Source organism: Streptomyces sp. CA-251387 (assembly GCF_050936625.1).
In the GTDB taxonomy this organism is placed as follows: Bacteria; Actinomycetota; Actinomycetes; order Streptomycetales; family Streptomycetaceae; genus Streptomyces.
Genome location: NZ_JBNJMJ010000001.1, coordinates 1,833,706 through 1,846,356 on the forward strand (window position 1 = coordinate 1,833,706; position 12,651 = coordinate 1,846,356).

Annotated in this window: 12 protein-coding genes and 1 pseudogene; 5 read left to right on the forward strand and 8 right to left on the reverse strand. The window is 71.4% G+C overall.

The annotated features are described in order from the left end of the window. Positions 1–16 precede the first annotated feature (16 nt). Positions 17–1,633 (forward strand): FAD-dependent oxidoreductase, encoded by a 1,617-nt coding sequence (locus ACQEV2_RS08045; protein ID WP_433038038.1) that lies wholly within the window; start codon positions 17–19, stop codon positions 1,631–1,633. A gap of 234 nt (positions 1,634–1,867) precedes the next feature. Here ACQEV2_RS08045 and ACQEV2_RS08050 read toward each other — a convergent pair. After that, positions 1,868–2,027, reverse strand: a pseudogene (locus ACQEV2_RS08050) (S-methyl-5-thioribose-1-phosphate isomerase); the annotation flags it as partial. Between the two features lie 342 nt (positions 2,028–2,369). Here ACQEV2_RS08050 and ACQEV2_RS08055 point away from each other — a divergent pair. Then, the gene (locus ACQEV2_RS08055) at positions 2,370–3,041 is read left to right on the forward strand and encodes a FadR/GntR family transcriptional regulator (protein ID WP_433038040.1); all 672 of its coding nucleotides are present in this window, start codon (positions 2,370–2,372) and stop codon (positions 3,039–3,041) included. Positions 3,042–3,065: 24 nt separating this feature from the next. On the opposite strand, the gene ACQEV2_RS08060 is transcribed toward ACQEV2_RS08055, so the two are convergent. After that, on the reverse strand, positions 3,066–3,683 hold the full coding sequence (locus ACQEV2_RS08060; RefSeq protein ID WP_433038042.1) for a hypothetical protein: 618 nt from the start codon (positions 3,681–3,683) through the stop codon (positions 3,066–3,068). Beyond that, entirely contained in the window at positions 3,683–4,087 is a 405-nt protein-coding gene (locus tag ACQEV2_RS08065) for a hypothetical protein (protein WP_433038044.1), read from the reverse strand. Before ACQEV2_RS08065 ends, ACQEV2_RS08060 begins: the two co-directional genes overlap by 1 nt. Positions 4,088–4,381: 294 nt before the next feature. On the opposite strand from ACQEV2_RS08065, the gene ACQEV2_RS08070 reads away from it, so the two are divergent. Further along, on the forward strand, positions 4,382–5,311 hold the full coding sequence (locus ACQEV2_RS08070; RefSeq protein WP_433038046.1) for a PAC2 family protein: 930 nt from the start codon (positions 4,382–4,384) through the stop codon (positions 5,309–5,311). A 99-nt stretch (positions 5,312–5,410) separates the two neighbouring features. Here the strand turns inward: ACQEV2_RS08070 and ACQEV2_RS08075 are convergent, their stop codons facing one another. Beyond that, on the reverse strand, positions 5,411–6,394 hold the full coding sequence (locus tag ACQEV2_RS08075; protein ID WP_433038048.1) for an SMP-30/gluconolactonase/LRE family protein: 984 nt from the start codon (positions 6,392–6,394) through the stop codon (positions 5,411–5,413). 325 nt (positions 6,395–6,719) lie between these two features. On the opposite strand from ACQEV2_RS08075, the gene ACQEV2_RS08080 reads away from it, so the two are divergent. Together ACQEV2_RS08080 and ACQEV2_RS08085 are read left to right on the forward strand one after the other, a co-directional pair. Further along, complete coding sequence (locus tag ACQEV2_RS08080) at positions 6,720–8,441, forward strand: S8 family peptidase (RefSeq protein WP_433038050.1); 1,722 nt, start codon at positions 6,720–6,722, stop codon at positions 8,439–8,441. A gap of 35 nt (positions 8,442–8,476) precedes the next feature. Beyond that, on the forward strand, positions 8,477–9,079 hold the full coding sequence (locus ACQEV2_RS08085; protein WP_433038052.1) for a hypothetical protein: 603 nt from the start codon (positions 8,477–8,479) through the stop codon (positions 9,077–9,079). A gap of 69 nt (positions 9,080–9,148) precedes the next feature. On the opposite strand, the gene mshC is transcribed toward ACQEV2_RS08085, so the two are convergent. The 4 genes from mshC to ACQEV2_RS08105 form a co-directional block, all read right to left on the reverse strand. Then, complete coding sequence (mshC, locus tag ACQEV2_RS08090; protein ID WP_433038054.1) at positions 9,149–10,378, reverse strand: cysteine--1-D-myo-inosityl 2-amino-2-deoxy-alpha-D-glucopyranoside ligase; 1,230 nt, start codon at positions 10,376–10,378, stop codon at positions 9,149–9,151. A 112-nt stretch (positions 10,379–10,490) separates the two neighbouring features. Continuing rightward, positions 10,491–11,309, reverse strand: coding sequence for an SCO1664 family protein (locus ACQEV2_RS08095; protein WP_433038056.1), 819 nt, complete (start codon positions 11,307–11,309; stop codon positions 10,491–10,493). Beyond that, entirely contained in the window at positions 11,273–11,863 is a 591-nt protein-coding gene (locus ACQEV2_RS08100; protein ID WP_433038058.1) for a DUF3090 domain-containing protein, read from the reverse strand. The genes ACQEV2_RS08095 and ACQEV2_RS08100 overlap by 37 nt, the downstream gene beginning before the upstream one ends. A gap of 99 nt (positions 11,864–11,962) precedes the next feature. Beyond that, positions 11,963–12,649, reverse strand: coding sequence for a histidine phosphatase family protein (locus ACQEV2_RS08105; protein WP_433038060.1), 687 nt, complete (start codon positions 12,647–12,649; stop codon positions 11,963–11,965). Between the last annotated feature and the right edge of the window lie 2 nt (positions 12,650–12,651).

Consider the following 12,651-nt stretch of genomic DNA (forward strand, 5'->3'; position numbering starts at 1 on the left):
GGAGTAAGAACCCGAAATGACCAGTCAGTCCACCCTGCAGTCCGTGCCTGCCCTGGGGACGCGCCCGGCCTCCGGCTCCAACCCGAGCCGCGCCGAGACCCGGGAGCAGCTCGCCAAGGCGTCGTACGACCTTCTCGTGATCGGCGGCGGCATCCTGGGCATCTCCACCGCCTGGCACGCCGCGCAGTCCGGCCTCAGGGTGGCTCTGGTCGACGCCGGCGACTTCGCCGGCGCCACCTCCTCCGCCTCCTCCAAGCTGCTCCACGGCGGTCTGCGCTATCTGCAGACCGGCGCGGTGAAGCTGGTGGCGGAGAACCACTTCGAGCGCCGTGCGGTCTCCCGCCAGGTGGCCCCCCACCTGGCGAACCCGCTCACGTTCTACCTCCCCGTGTACAAGGGCGGGCCGCACGGCGCTGCGAAGCTCGGAGCGGGCGTCTTCGCCTACTCCGCACTGTCCGCGTTCGGTGACGGCGTCGGCCACCTGCTCAGCCCCTCGAAGGCCGCGCAGGACGTGCCCGAGCTGCGCACCGAGAACCTCAAGGCCGTGGCCGTGTACGGCGACGACCAGATGAACGACGCGCGCATGGCGCTGATGACGGTCCGCGCGGCCGTCGAGTCCGGCGCGGTCGTGCTCAACCACGCCGAGGTCACCGGCCTGCGCTTCACCAAGGGCCGGGTGACCGGCGCCGACCTCAAGGACCGCCTGTCCGGTGACGAGTTCGGCGTGAACGCCCGCCTCGTGCTCAATGCGACCGGACCCTGGGTCGACCACCTGCGCAAGATGGAGGACCCGGACGCCGCCCCGTCGATCCGTCTGTCGAAGGGCGCGCATCTGGTCCTGAAGCGGACCTCGCCCTGGAAGGCGGCGCTCGCGACCCCGATCGACAAGTACCGCATCACCTTCGCGCTGCCCTGGGAGGACATGCTTCTGCTGGGCACCACGGACGAGGAGTTCGAGGGCGACCCGGCGGATGTCGCGGTCAACGACAAGGACATAGCCCAGATCCTGGACGAGGCCGCGTTCTCGATCCGGGACCAGCAGCTCAGCCGTGACCTCATCACGTATGCCTTCGCGGGTCTGCGGGTGCTGCCGGGCGGCCCCGGTGACACGGCCAAGGCCAAGCGCGAGACGGTCGTGACCGAGGGCAAGGGCGGCATGCTGTCCGTCGCTGGCGGCAAGTGGACCACCTTCCGGCACATCGGCCGCACGATCATGAAGAAGCTGGAGGCGCTGCCGGGCGCCCCGCTGGGCGACGACTTCGAGCCGATCGCCTCGCTGCCGAAGAAGCTGCCGCTGCCGGGTATCGCCAACCCGCGTGCGGTCGCCCACCGCCTGCTGACCGACCGCCCGGCGCCGGGCCCGCGCATGGCGGCGGACACGGCGAAGCACCTGGCCACGCACTACGGCTCCCTCGCCTTCGACATCGCCCGCCTCGCCAACGAGAACCCGGAGCTGGGCGAGCGGGTCCACCCGGACGCCCCGGAGATCTGGGCCCAGGTCGTCTACGCCCGTGACAACGAGTGGGCCGAGACGCAGGACGACGTGCTGCGTCGCCGTACGACGCTGACGATCCGGGGTCTGGCCACGGACGACGTCCGGGCGAAGGTCCAGGACCTGCTCGACAAGAAGTGACCTCGCAGGCGCCGAGGGAGGTTTTCGCCGGATGAGCCTCTCGCGGCGCCAGGTTCGGCCACTCCCCTGACCGGGCCGGACCGCACGAGGGCGGCCCCTTCCGCACCGGGGCCGGCCACTACCGGAAGGGGCGGCTCCTCGCCGATTGGAGCCGCCCCTTTCGTGTGCGCGATTGCCAGTGCCGGTCGGCCGGCGACGTTCCCGGCGCCGTACGGCACATGCGCCCAGGTCAGCGACCCGCTCCCCCGGCAGCTCGCCCGCGGACACCTCAAGCACGCCGCGCTCGGTGACGAGCCCCGTCACCAGGCGCCTTCGGGGTGACGTCGAACGCCGTGTTGTGACCGCGTGACCCGGCCGGAGCCGTTCGTACGCCGGCCCACTCCAGCAGGAGCGCGAGGGCGACGCCGTAGGCTCCCGCCGCGCCGATCGCGGGTGCGCCGCGCACGACGAGCCGCCGGATCGCGTCGACCACGGTCTGGCCGATCAGCGCGAGGCTGGATCCGGTCCAGTGGACGGCACGCAGTTCCTGGGACGTGACGGGGGCGCTCCTGCGTTCCTTTGGGTGCCGGGCACCGTACCTGAGCTCGGCGAACCACAGCCCGAGACAGTCGTGCGGCTCTGAGTGCGCCCGGGGCTCGACGAGAAGGCGGTGATCGCCGATCTGGCGGCACCCCTGTGAACAGCCCCCATAATGTGGCCTGAGACATCCGATCTCTGAACGGCAGGGAGGCCGGTCATGGCAGTCACCGACGAGGCGATCGAGAAGATCAAGGGCATGATCGTCTCCGGCGCGCTGCGCCCCGGCGACCGGCTCCCCAAGGAGAGCGAACTGGCCGCCGAGCTGGGGCTGTCCCGCAACTCCCTGCGGGAGGCGGTGCGGGCCCTGTCGCTGATCCGGATCCTGGACGTACGGCAAGGCGACGGCACCTACGTCACGAGCCTCGACCCGCAGTTGCTGCTGGAGGCGCTGAGCTTCGTCGTCGACTTCCACCGCGACGACACGGTGCTGGAGTTCCTCGCCGTGCGCCGCATCCTGGAACCGGCCGCCACGGCGATGGCCGCGGCACGGATCAGCGAGCAGCAACTGGACGCGCTGGCGAACCAGTTGGACAAGCTGGGCAACGATCCGTCGGTGGAGGAGCTCGTCGCCAGCGACCTGGAGTTCCACCGGGGCATCGTGCAGAGCTCCGGGAACTCCGTGCTGTGCTCGCTCCTCGACGGGCTCTCGGGACCGACGACGCGGGCGCGTATCTGGCGGGGCCTGACCCAGGAGGACGCGGTCAGCCGGACCCTGCACGAGCACCGGGCGATCCTGGCGGCCCTGCGGGACCGGGACGCGGAGGCGGCGCGGTCGTGGGCGACGGTGCACATCGCGAGCGTGGAGCAGTGGTTGCGGTCGACGTTGTGACCTATGGCCGGTGTGGGTCGTGACCTACGGCTCGGAGTCGGCCAGTCTGTGCTGCAGCTCGATGTGACGGAACTGGTAGACGACACCGGTGCGGCGCAGAACGCCGCGGTCGTGGGCGTCGGCGAGGAAAGCCATGAGGTCGAGGGGCAGCTTGGCGCGCAGGGCCAGGTAGCAGCAGGCGACGGCGTACTCGCTCCAGGCGGCCTGCCGGATACCCAGTGCCAGCCCGGTCAGCAGTGCCGGGATCAGTCCCACGACGTAGAGCCAGAGGAAGTCGCCGGCGGCGTCCCCGCCCCAGGCGCGGGTCGAACCCCAGAGCTTGGCGAGTGAGCCTTGAACGCCGATCATCGCGGCGCCGAGTACCACCGCGGTGAGTACGCAGGTGCCGAGGGCACGCCGGTCGTTGCTCAGGAGGGCCCGGCCGTCCACCGAGGTGCCGAGGTCGACGGGGACCATCCGCAGGCCGTGCACGAGCAGGCAGGCCACCGCGACCACCGCGGCCACCTGCTCGGCGGCCCAGAGCGCTTCGAACGGGTCGGCCGGCGCGATGTACTCCCGCCGCGAGCCGCCCGAGAGTACGTCCGCGAGCAGCCCCTCGGCGAGGATGCCGCTGCCCAGCAGCATCCCGCCCGACAGCCCCATCAGGACTCCCCGATGACTCCAGCGCCATCGGAGCCGGGCGACCGGGCGGGCGGGGTCGGGGACCATGCCGTCCGCACGGATGGCGCCGGCCACCACCCCGTAGAAGAGGGCGCAGACGGTTCCGCAGCGTTGTGGAAGGCCGGCACATACAAGGCCGCGGCGGTGACTCCCGTCAGGACGACCCGTCCGTCCCAGTCGGCCGGCCGCAGGAAACTCGGCCGGCATCCGAAGGCGAACCCGGAGACGATGACACCGACCAGGGCCAGCACACCCAAGGCACTCCAGGCCAGATACGCACCCGCCAGGGTCGGCGGCAGCGCGGCCACCACGGCCGCCGGGTCCTCGACCCGTGGGGCGACCAGCAGCGCCCCCAGGATCCCCACGCCGAGGAGCGTCAGATACACGATCCCGACCCGCCGCACACGTGACCTGGGGGCAACTCCGCTCACCCGACGAACAGTTCCGCACCGGCACGGCGCCCGGCGGCCGATCCGCGGACCTCCACACGAGAGGGTGATAGCGCCCGACCTGCCCCGACGCGTGGGCATTCGTCGGACATCGGAGCTCTACCGGGGTGTTTCGGGGTGGCGAACGGGGCAGTGATCGTTCACTCCCCCGTGCAAGGGGGCTGCGGGCGCCCCCGCCGCACGCCGTAAGGTTGGGTGGTCAAGCGAGGGCACGTCGGAAGGAGGCACTGGGTGATCGAGCTCGAGGGGGTTCCCGAGCTGATCGACCCGGTCATGGTGGCCGCGTTCGAGGGCTGGAACGATGCCGGCGACGCCGCCTCCACCGCGGTCGCGCATCTGGACAGGGAGTGGAAGGGCGAGGTGTTCGCGGCGCTGGACGCCGAGGACTACTACGACTTCCAGGTGAACCGCCCCACGGTGTGGATGGACGACGGAGTAAGGAAGATCACTTGGCCGACGACAAGGTTGTCGGTCGTCCGTGTCGGCGGCGAGAAGCCGCGTGATCTCGTACTCGTCCGAGGTATCGAACCGTCCATGCGGTGGCGCTCGTTCTGCAACGAGCTCCTCGGCTTCGCGCACGAACTCGGCGTGGAGCTGGTGGTCATCCTGGGCGCCCTGCTCGGCGACACCCCGCACACGCGTCCGGTCCCGATCAGCGGGACCACGTCCGACACGGACCTGGCCCGCAGGATGGATCTCGAGGAGACCAAGTACGAGGGGCCGACGGGCATCGTCGGCGTCCTGCAGGAGGCGTGCACGCACGCGGGCGTGCCGGCGGTGTCGCTGTGGGCCGCCGTACCGCACTACGTGTCGCAGCCGCCCAACCCGAAGGCGACGCTGGCCCTGCTCAACCGGCTCGAGGACCTGATCGACGTGCGTATCCCGCTGGGCGAGCTGCCCGAGGACGCGCGCGCCTGGCAGGTCGGCGTGGATCAGCTGGCCGCCGAGGACAGCGAAGTCGCGGAGTACGTGCAGACGCTGGAGGAGGCCCGGGACACCGCGGAGCTGCCGGAGGCGTCGGGCGAGGCGATCGCCCGCGAGTTCGAGCGGTATCTGCGCCGGCGCGACGGCGGCGGGCCGTCGGCCGAGGACCGTACGCGTCCGCCGATGCCCCCGAAGCCGGGCGGCAAGGACGACGACGAGGACTCGTCGGAGGACTGAGGCTCTCGGAGCCGGGCGGAGGGCGGTGCGCTGTGCTGCGCACCGCCCTCCGCCGTCCCCTGCGTCACCCTCGCGTCGACGCCGGGCCTGCCGTGTTCGTCATGCGGGCACCGAGATCACGTCGTACGTGGTCTCCGGTGTCGGCGTCGTGGTGAAGCGCGCGTTGGGCAGGTAGAGCCGGCCCCGGTACGCGGCCACCGTGGTCGGCACGTCGAAGAGCGGGTCGGTGATACGGCGCCGGAAGACGCCGCTGCGGCCGTCGGCGGCGAGCCGGAACACGTCGATCGCGTTCTGCCGGTTCTGGACGACGTACAGCGTCCGGCCGATCAGCAGCAGGCCGTCGCCGTTGGTGAGCGGGGCCGCATCGCCGAGGTCGACGCGCTGGGTGACGCCGGTGCGCGGGTGCACGCGGTGCAGGCCGCCGACCCCGGACTGCACGACGAGGAGGGCCGAGCCGTCGGGGGTGCGGGTGATGCCGTTGGCGTTGACGACCTCGCCGGGGACCTGGCTCCAGTCGCCGCTCAGCGTGATCCGTACGACGTCCTGTGCGTCCGGCAGTTCGCCGTGGCGGCCGAGGGGCAGGGCGTACAGCGCGGGCTGGTAGGAGTCGGTGAACCAGGCCGTGCGCGGGGTCAGGAACACGTCGTTGGCGAAGGTCGGGGTCGCCGTGGTGAGGACGTACGAGGCGAGAATCTCGCCGGTGCGGGCGTCCACGACGCGGGCGCCCTGGCCGCGTCCGGCGACGAACAGGCGTCCCCGGTGGTCGAGTTTGAGGCCGACCGAGGGTGTGCCGGGTCCGGCGGAGATGATGCCGCCCTCGCCGGTGCGCAGGTCGGCGCGGTAGATCGAGCCGTCGCCGAGCGAGCCGAGGTAGGCGTACGGTCCGCCGCCGATGGTGATGCCCTCCGGGCGGAAGCCGTTCGGGAGGCGGATCACGGCGGGCCGGGTCTTTTCCGTCCCTGCGGCCGTCGCGGCAGAGGTGCCGGCGGCTCCGACGAGTACGGCACCCGCGGTGGCGGCGCCGGCCGTGAGGAGTCTGCGGCGGGTGAGGCGAGGTGCGAAGGAGCGGTGTTCGGGGGCCACGGTGCGTCCTTCCGCGGACAGGACCAGGCCGGCAGATCCGGCCGACGGCTGGTCCAACGGTCAACTGACTCGTCCACCCCACCACACGCCAACCGCCCCCGCAGCAGGAGACAGCCTCTCGACAGCGCCTGGACAGCATCTGGCCCGATTGTGGCGTGACATCTCTTTCAGGCCGGAATGCACACGTTGCCCAATTCAACTTGTTTCAAACCGAGTTGGCGAAATAAGTCTGGACGGACCGGTCCGGGCGTGCTTGGTTGGTCCACCGAAGGCGCGCCGCACCACCCGCACTTGGTACCCGCAGGACCGAAGGGAGCGGCAGACGATGAGCGAGCAGGCACAGCCGGCGCAGGGTCCGGGAGCGTCCGGTCCGGGGCCCGACGGAGCGGGATTCACCTATCGAGGACCCGAGCAGGAACTGATCGTCGTCGCCCGTCCCGAGGCCCGGCTGCGGGCCCAGGCCGAGGGCGTCCGGTCGGTGGCGGGTGCCGATGTGTCGGCGCTCAACATGTTCCTCAGTGACGAACAGCTCGCGCTGGAGCCGCTGTTCGGCAGCGAGGAGCGACTCCAGCAGGCCACGGTCGCCCAGGACGTGCCCGACCTCGCGCTGTTCTACCGGGTGCGCGGCGGGGAGAGCCGCGCCGAGCAACTGCGGGCCCGTATCGCCGCGCTGCCGGGGATCGACACCGCGTATGTGAAGCCGGGCGCGGTGCCGGCCTCGATCGGGCCGATCGGTGAGGACGGGCGCCTGAAGGAGGGCGCGCCGGTCACGCCCGACTACAGCGGCCGGCAGGGCTATCTGCGGCCCGCGCCCGAGGGCGTCGACGCGTACTGGGCCTGGCAGCGGCCCGGCGGCACCGGCCAGGGCGTGACCGTGATCGACGTCGAGGGCTCCTGGCAACTGGGGCACGAGGACCTGGCCGCCAAGCTGGCCGGTGTCGTCGTCGGCACCCCGGTGGCCGACCTCGCCTGGCGCAACCACGGCACCGCCGTGATCGGGGTGATCGGCGGCGACCGCAACGAGTACGGCGTCACCGGCATCGTGCCGGAGACGGTGACGGCGGCGGCGTCCTTCCAGGGCATCGGCACGGCGGCCGCGATCCACGCGGCGGCCGACCGGCTGAGCCCCGGCGACATCGTGCTGATCGAACTGCACCGCCCGGGGCCCCGGTTCGAGTACGCCGAGCGCGACGACCAGCGCGGCTACATCCCGCTCGAGTGGTGGCCGGACGACCTCGCCGCCGTCCGTCACGCCACCGCCAAGGGAATCCTCGTGGTGGCGGCAGCGGGCAATGGCGCCGAGTCGCTCGACGACGCCGTCTACGAGCGCCGCCCCGACGAATTCCCCGAGCGGTGGCGCAACCCGTTCAACCCGTCCAACCCGTCCTCCGGCGCGATCCTGGTCGGCGCGGGCGCCCCGCCGCCCGGCACGCACGGCCGCGACCACGGTCCGGACCGCTCACGGCTCGCGTTCTCCAACTACGGCGCCCGGGTGGACGCGCAGGGCTGGGGACGCGAGGTGACGACGACCGGCGGCTTCTGGGACCGGCCCGGCGACCTTCAGGGCGGACCGGAGGAGATCACCTGGTACACCGACACGTTCTCGGGGACGTCGTCCGCCTCCCCGATCGTGGTCGGCGCGCTGGCCGCGCTGCAGGGCATCCTCAAGGCGACGGGCCAGGAGCCGATGTCTCCGGAACGCGCCCGCACGGTGCTACGGGCGACGGGTTCCCCGCAGCAGGACGCGGCGGGCCGGCCCGCCTCCCAGCGGATCGGCAACCGGCCCGACATCAAGGCGGCGGTCACGTATCTGGTGCCGCAGGCGGTCGGCTCGGGCAAGGCCGAGCGCTACTGGGACGAGCTGCTGCCGTATCCGCGTGAACTTCCGCCCCGGCTGCGGCTGTTCGTGGCCGGCGAGTGGCGCAACCTCAATCATCCGTCCCCCGAGATCCGCCAGGCGGTCCATACCGCCTTCGCGGGGGGACGGCCCGATGTCCGAGTGTGGTTCTCGGACAACGAGATCGTCGGCCTGGTGATCACCGGCTGACGCAGCCCATCACATCCAGGGAAGGTGACACCCGCATGAGCACCACCCCGCAGATGAGTCACATGGGACAACAGCAAGGCCAGCAGTACCCCAGCACGTCGCCGTACCAGCAGCAGCCGTTCGGTCAGCAGCAGGGCTACGGCCAGCAGGGCCCCGGCCAGCAGCAGGGCCCCGGCCAGCAGCAGCCGTACGGCATGGGCATGAGCGGCTCGCTGGAGCAGCTTCAGCAGCTCGGCCAGCAGCAGCCGTTCCAGCAGTTGCTGCAGCAGCTGGGCCAGCCCTTCGGCACCCAGCAGCAGGACCAGCAGGACCAGCAGGCGCAGCAGGCCGAGCAGCAGATGCAGCAGCAGCTCCAGCAGGTCACGCTGGCGGCGGTTCAGCAGGTCGTCCAGCACGTGCAGGCCCAGGCCCTCGCCTCCGGTGTGGCGAACGGCTTCGTCGACGTCGTCCACCCGCTCCAGGGGCAGCCGCACCAGATCTTCCTGCGCATCAACAACCAGTTCCGGGTTCTCAACAACCCGAACCCGCAGATCCACCAGCAGATCCAGCAGGCCTTCGCGTTCGGCCACCAGGTGATCGGCATCTGGGACACCCAGTCGCCGAGCGTCCTGCGCAGCGTACGGATCCAGCGGATCTGACCGGCACCTGAACCAAAAGGGGCGCTTCCACCCGCGGGGAGGAAGCGCCCCTCTCACATGCTCCGGTCGCTACAGGGCGACACCCAGCAGGGCGTCCACGGCCCGCGACACGACACCGGGGGCGCCCGTGTCCGTACCGCCCGTCTCCTCCTGTACGGCCACCCAGCGGTCGACCGCGGCGAGCGCGGCCGGGGCGTCGAGGTCGTTCGCGAGGGCGTCGCGGATCTCCTCGACGAGCGCCTCGGCGGACGGCCCGTCCGGCCGGGACACCGCGGCGCGCCAGCGGCCGAGGCGGGCGACGGCGTCCTCGAGCACCTGGTCGGTCCACTCCCAGTCGGCCCGGTAGTGGTGGGCGAGGAGGGCGAGCCGGATGGCGGCCGGGTCGACGCCCTCGCGCCGCAGCTGCGACACGAAGACCAGGTTCCCCTTGGACTTGGACATCTTCTCGCCGTGCAGGGCGACCATGCCGGCGTGGACGTAGGCCTTGGCCATGGGGAACTCGCCGGTCAGCACCTGGGCGTGCGAGGCGCCCATCTCGTGGTGCGGGAAGGCGAGGTCGGAGCCGCCGCCCTGGACGTCGAAGGTCATGCCGAGGTGGTCGAGGGCGATGGCGACGCACTCGATGTGCCAGCCGGGCCGGCCGCGCCCGAGCGAGGCGCCGTCCCAGCTGGGCTCGCCGGGGCGGGCGGCCATCCACAGCATCGGGTCGAGCGGGTTCTTCTTGCCCGGCCGGTCGGGGTCGCCGCCGCGCTCCGCGGACAGCAGCCGCATGGCGGCGGCGTCGAGGTTCGAGACCTTGCCGAAGTTCGGGTCGGACTCGACGGAGAAGTAGATGTCCCCTTCGAGCTCGTACGCGGCGCCGGCGTCCCGCAGCCGCTCGACGAGCGGCACGATCCCGGGTATCGCCTCCACCGCGCCGATGTAGTGCTGCGGGGGCAGCATGCGCAGGGCGGTCATGTCCTCGCGGAAGAGCGCGGTCTCCTTCTCGGCCAGGGCGACCCAGTCGATGCTGTCCCGCTCGGCCCGCTCCAGGAGCGGATCGTCGACGTCGGTGACGTTCTGGACGTAGTGAACCTGCCGCTTGGTGTCGAGCCACACGCGCTGAACCAGGTCGAACGCGTTGTAGGTCGCCGCGTGACCCAGGTGGGTCGCGTCGTACGGCGTGATGCCGCAGACGTAGATACGGGCGACGGGACCGGGGTCGAGGGTGACCAGACCGCCGGTCGCGGTGTCGTGGATCCTCAGGTCGCGGCCCTGACCAGGCAGGGCGGGGACCTCAGAAGCGGGCCAGGCATACATGTCATGAGCCTAACCGGACGGATGTTCCGGATACGAACCGGACCAGGCCGGATGGCCGGTAAGGCCTTCTTGTGCGATACCGGCCATTGTGCTTCCGGGCTGGACGGCTCTGCTAGACGGGCGGCCAGGGAATCGCCGGCCACTCCCCGCTCGGTTCCGGATGCTTGCCGGAGGCCAGCAGCGCCTCGACACGCGCGCGCGTGGCCTCCACTTCGGCGGCGGTGATCAGCCCGGCCAGCCGTACGGCCAGCTCACCGCCCTGCTTCAGCCCTTCCTCCAGTGTGCCGAGCACCTCGACGGCCTCGGCGGTGAGGGGCTCCCCCGCCCAGCCCCACAGCAGCGTCCTCAGTTTGTTCTCGACGTTGAAGGTGACCCCGTGGTCGATGCCGTACAGCCGGCCGCCCTCGGTGGGCAGCAGATGCCCGCCCTTGCGGTCGGCGTTGTTGATCACCGCGTCCAGGACGGCGAGCCGCCGCAGCCGCTCGTCGTCGGCGTGCACCAGCAGCGCGGTCCTGCCCTCGCCGACCTCGGCGAAGCCGATCGCCTTCCAGCCGGGCTCGGGCTCCTGGCCGTCGACGAGGGCGAGGAGCTCGTCCTCGGGCGTCACGTCGATCCACAGCTGGACCATGCCCTCGCCGTAGGGCCCGTTCCGCAGCACGGTGGGCGGTACGAGCCCCCAGCCGGTCGCCTCGGAGACCTCGTACGCGGCGACCTCGCGCTGCGCGAGCGTCCCGTCGGGAAAGTCCCACAGCGGCCGCTCACCGGCGACCGGCTTGTAGACGCAGGTCGCCTCCTGGCCCTCGTACGCGACCGTGCAGAACAGAGCGGCGTTCGACGCCTCACGGATGCGGCCGCGCACGGTCAGCTCGCCCTCGGCGAGCAGGTCCACCGAGGTCACGCTCCGCGGCGGTATCCGTTCTGGCGCGGACATACATGTCCTTCCGGGTCGAGCGGGAGGCTGCACAGCGGGCACGGCGGCCGCCCGGCGTTGACGACTTCCAGGGCGCGCTTGGCGAAGGCCCTCGCCTGCGCGCCGGTGAGCCGGACCCGCAGCATCGGGGGTCCGTTCTCCTCGTCCTGGAGCAGTCGCTCCTCGGCCTCGGCGAGGTCCTCCTCGGAGTCGGCGTCGAGCTCCACGAGGGCCTGCGCCTCGACGATCATGCGCTGCTCCTCGCCGTCCCAGGCGAGGGCCATGGTGCCGACGCGGAACTCCTCCTCGATGGGGGTCTCCAGCGGGGCGGTGTCGGCGATCTCGGAGGGCGCCATGGCGGGGACGGCGGCGCTGCCGCCACTACGCCGTACGACCTCGTCGAGCAGTTCGTCCATACGCTCGGCGAGGGCGGCGACCTGGGTCTTCTCCAGGGCCACGCTGGTCACCCGGGAGCCTGCGGTGGCCTGGAGGAAGAACGTACGGCGTCCGGGCAGCCCGACCGTACCGGCCACGAAGCGGTCCGGGGGGTCGTAGAGGAACACCTGACGGGACACGTCCTGTCTCCATGGGAATCGTGAGTACGGCGAATCTGAGTACGGCGAAATCGTGAGTACGGCGCTGCTTCGACCGCTTCACCCTACTGCGCCGGACGATCACGGTGCGCCCGCGCCGCCTCCGACCGTCGCGTCCGTGGCCGGCGGTTCCTCGCGCGGGGCGAGGGACGCGAAATCACCGGTGTCCCCGAGGCGTACGAGGAACGGCCTCAGGCGGGTGTAACGGATCGCGGTGATGGAACACGGTTCTACGGAAATCCTCTGGAAGAGGTCGAGATGAAGACCGAGTGCGTCCGCGACGAGGGACTTGATGATGTCGCCGTGCGAGCACATCAGATACACGGCGTCTGCGCCGTGATCGCGCTCCACGCGCGCGTTCCACTCGCGTACGGCCTCGGCGGCCCGGGTCTGCATCGCGCGCATCGACTCGCCGCCGGGGAACGCGGCCGCCGAGGGGTGCGCCTGCACGACCTCCATCAGCGGCTCGTCCTTGAGTTCGGCGAGCTTGCGGCCGGACCAGTCGCCGTAGTGGCACTCCCCAATCCGCTCGTCAGTGTGTGCGGTGAGTCCGGGCCGGGCGTCGAGGAGCGGCCGGATCGTCTCCTGGCAGCGCTGCAGGGGGCTCGTGACGACCTCGGAGATCGGCAGCTCGGCGAGCCGGCCGGGCAGTGCGGCGGCCTGCGCGGCCCCGCGCTCGTCGAGGGCGACGCCGGGCGTCCAGCCGGCGAGCACTCCCTCGGTGTTGGCGGTGGAACGTCCGTGCCGGACCAGGATCAGCGTGGGCATGC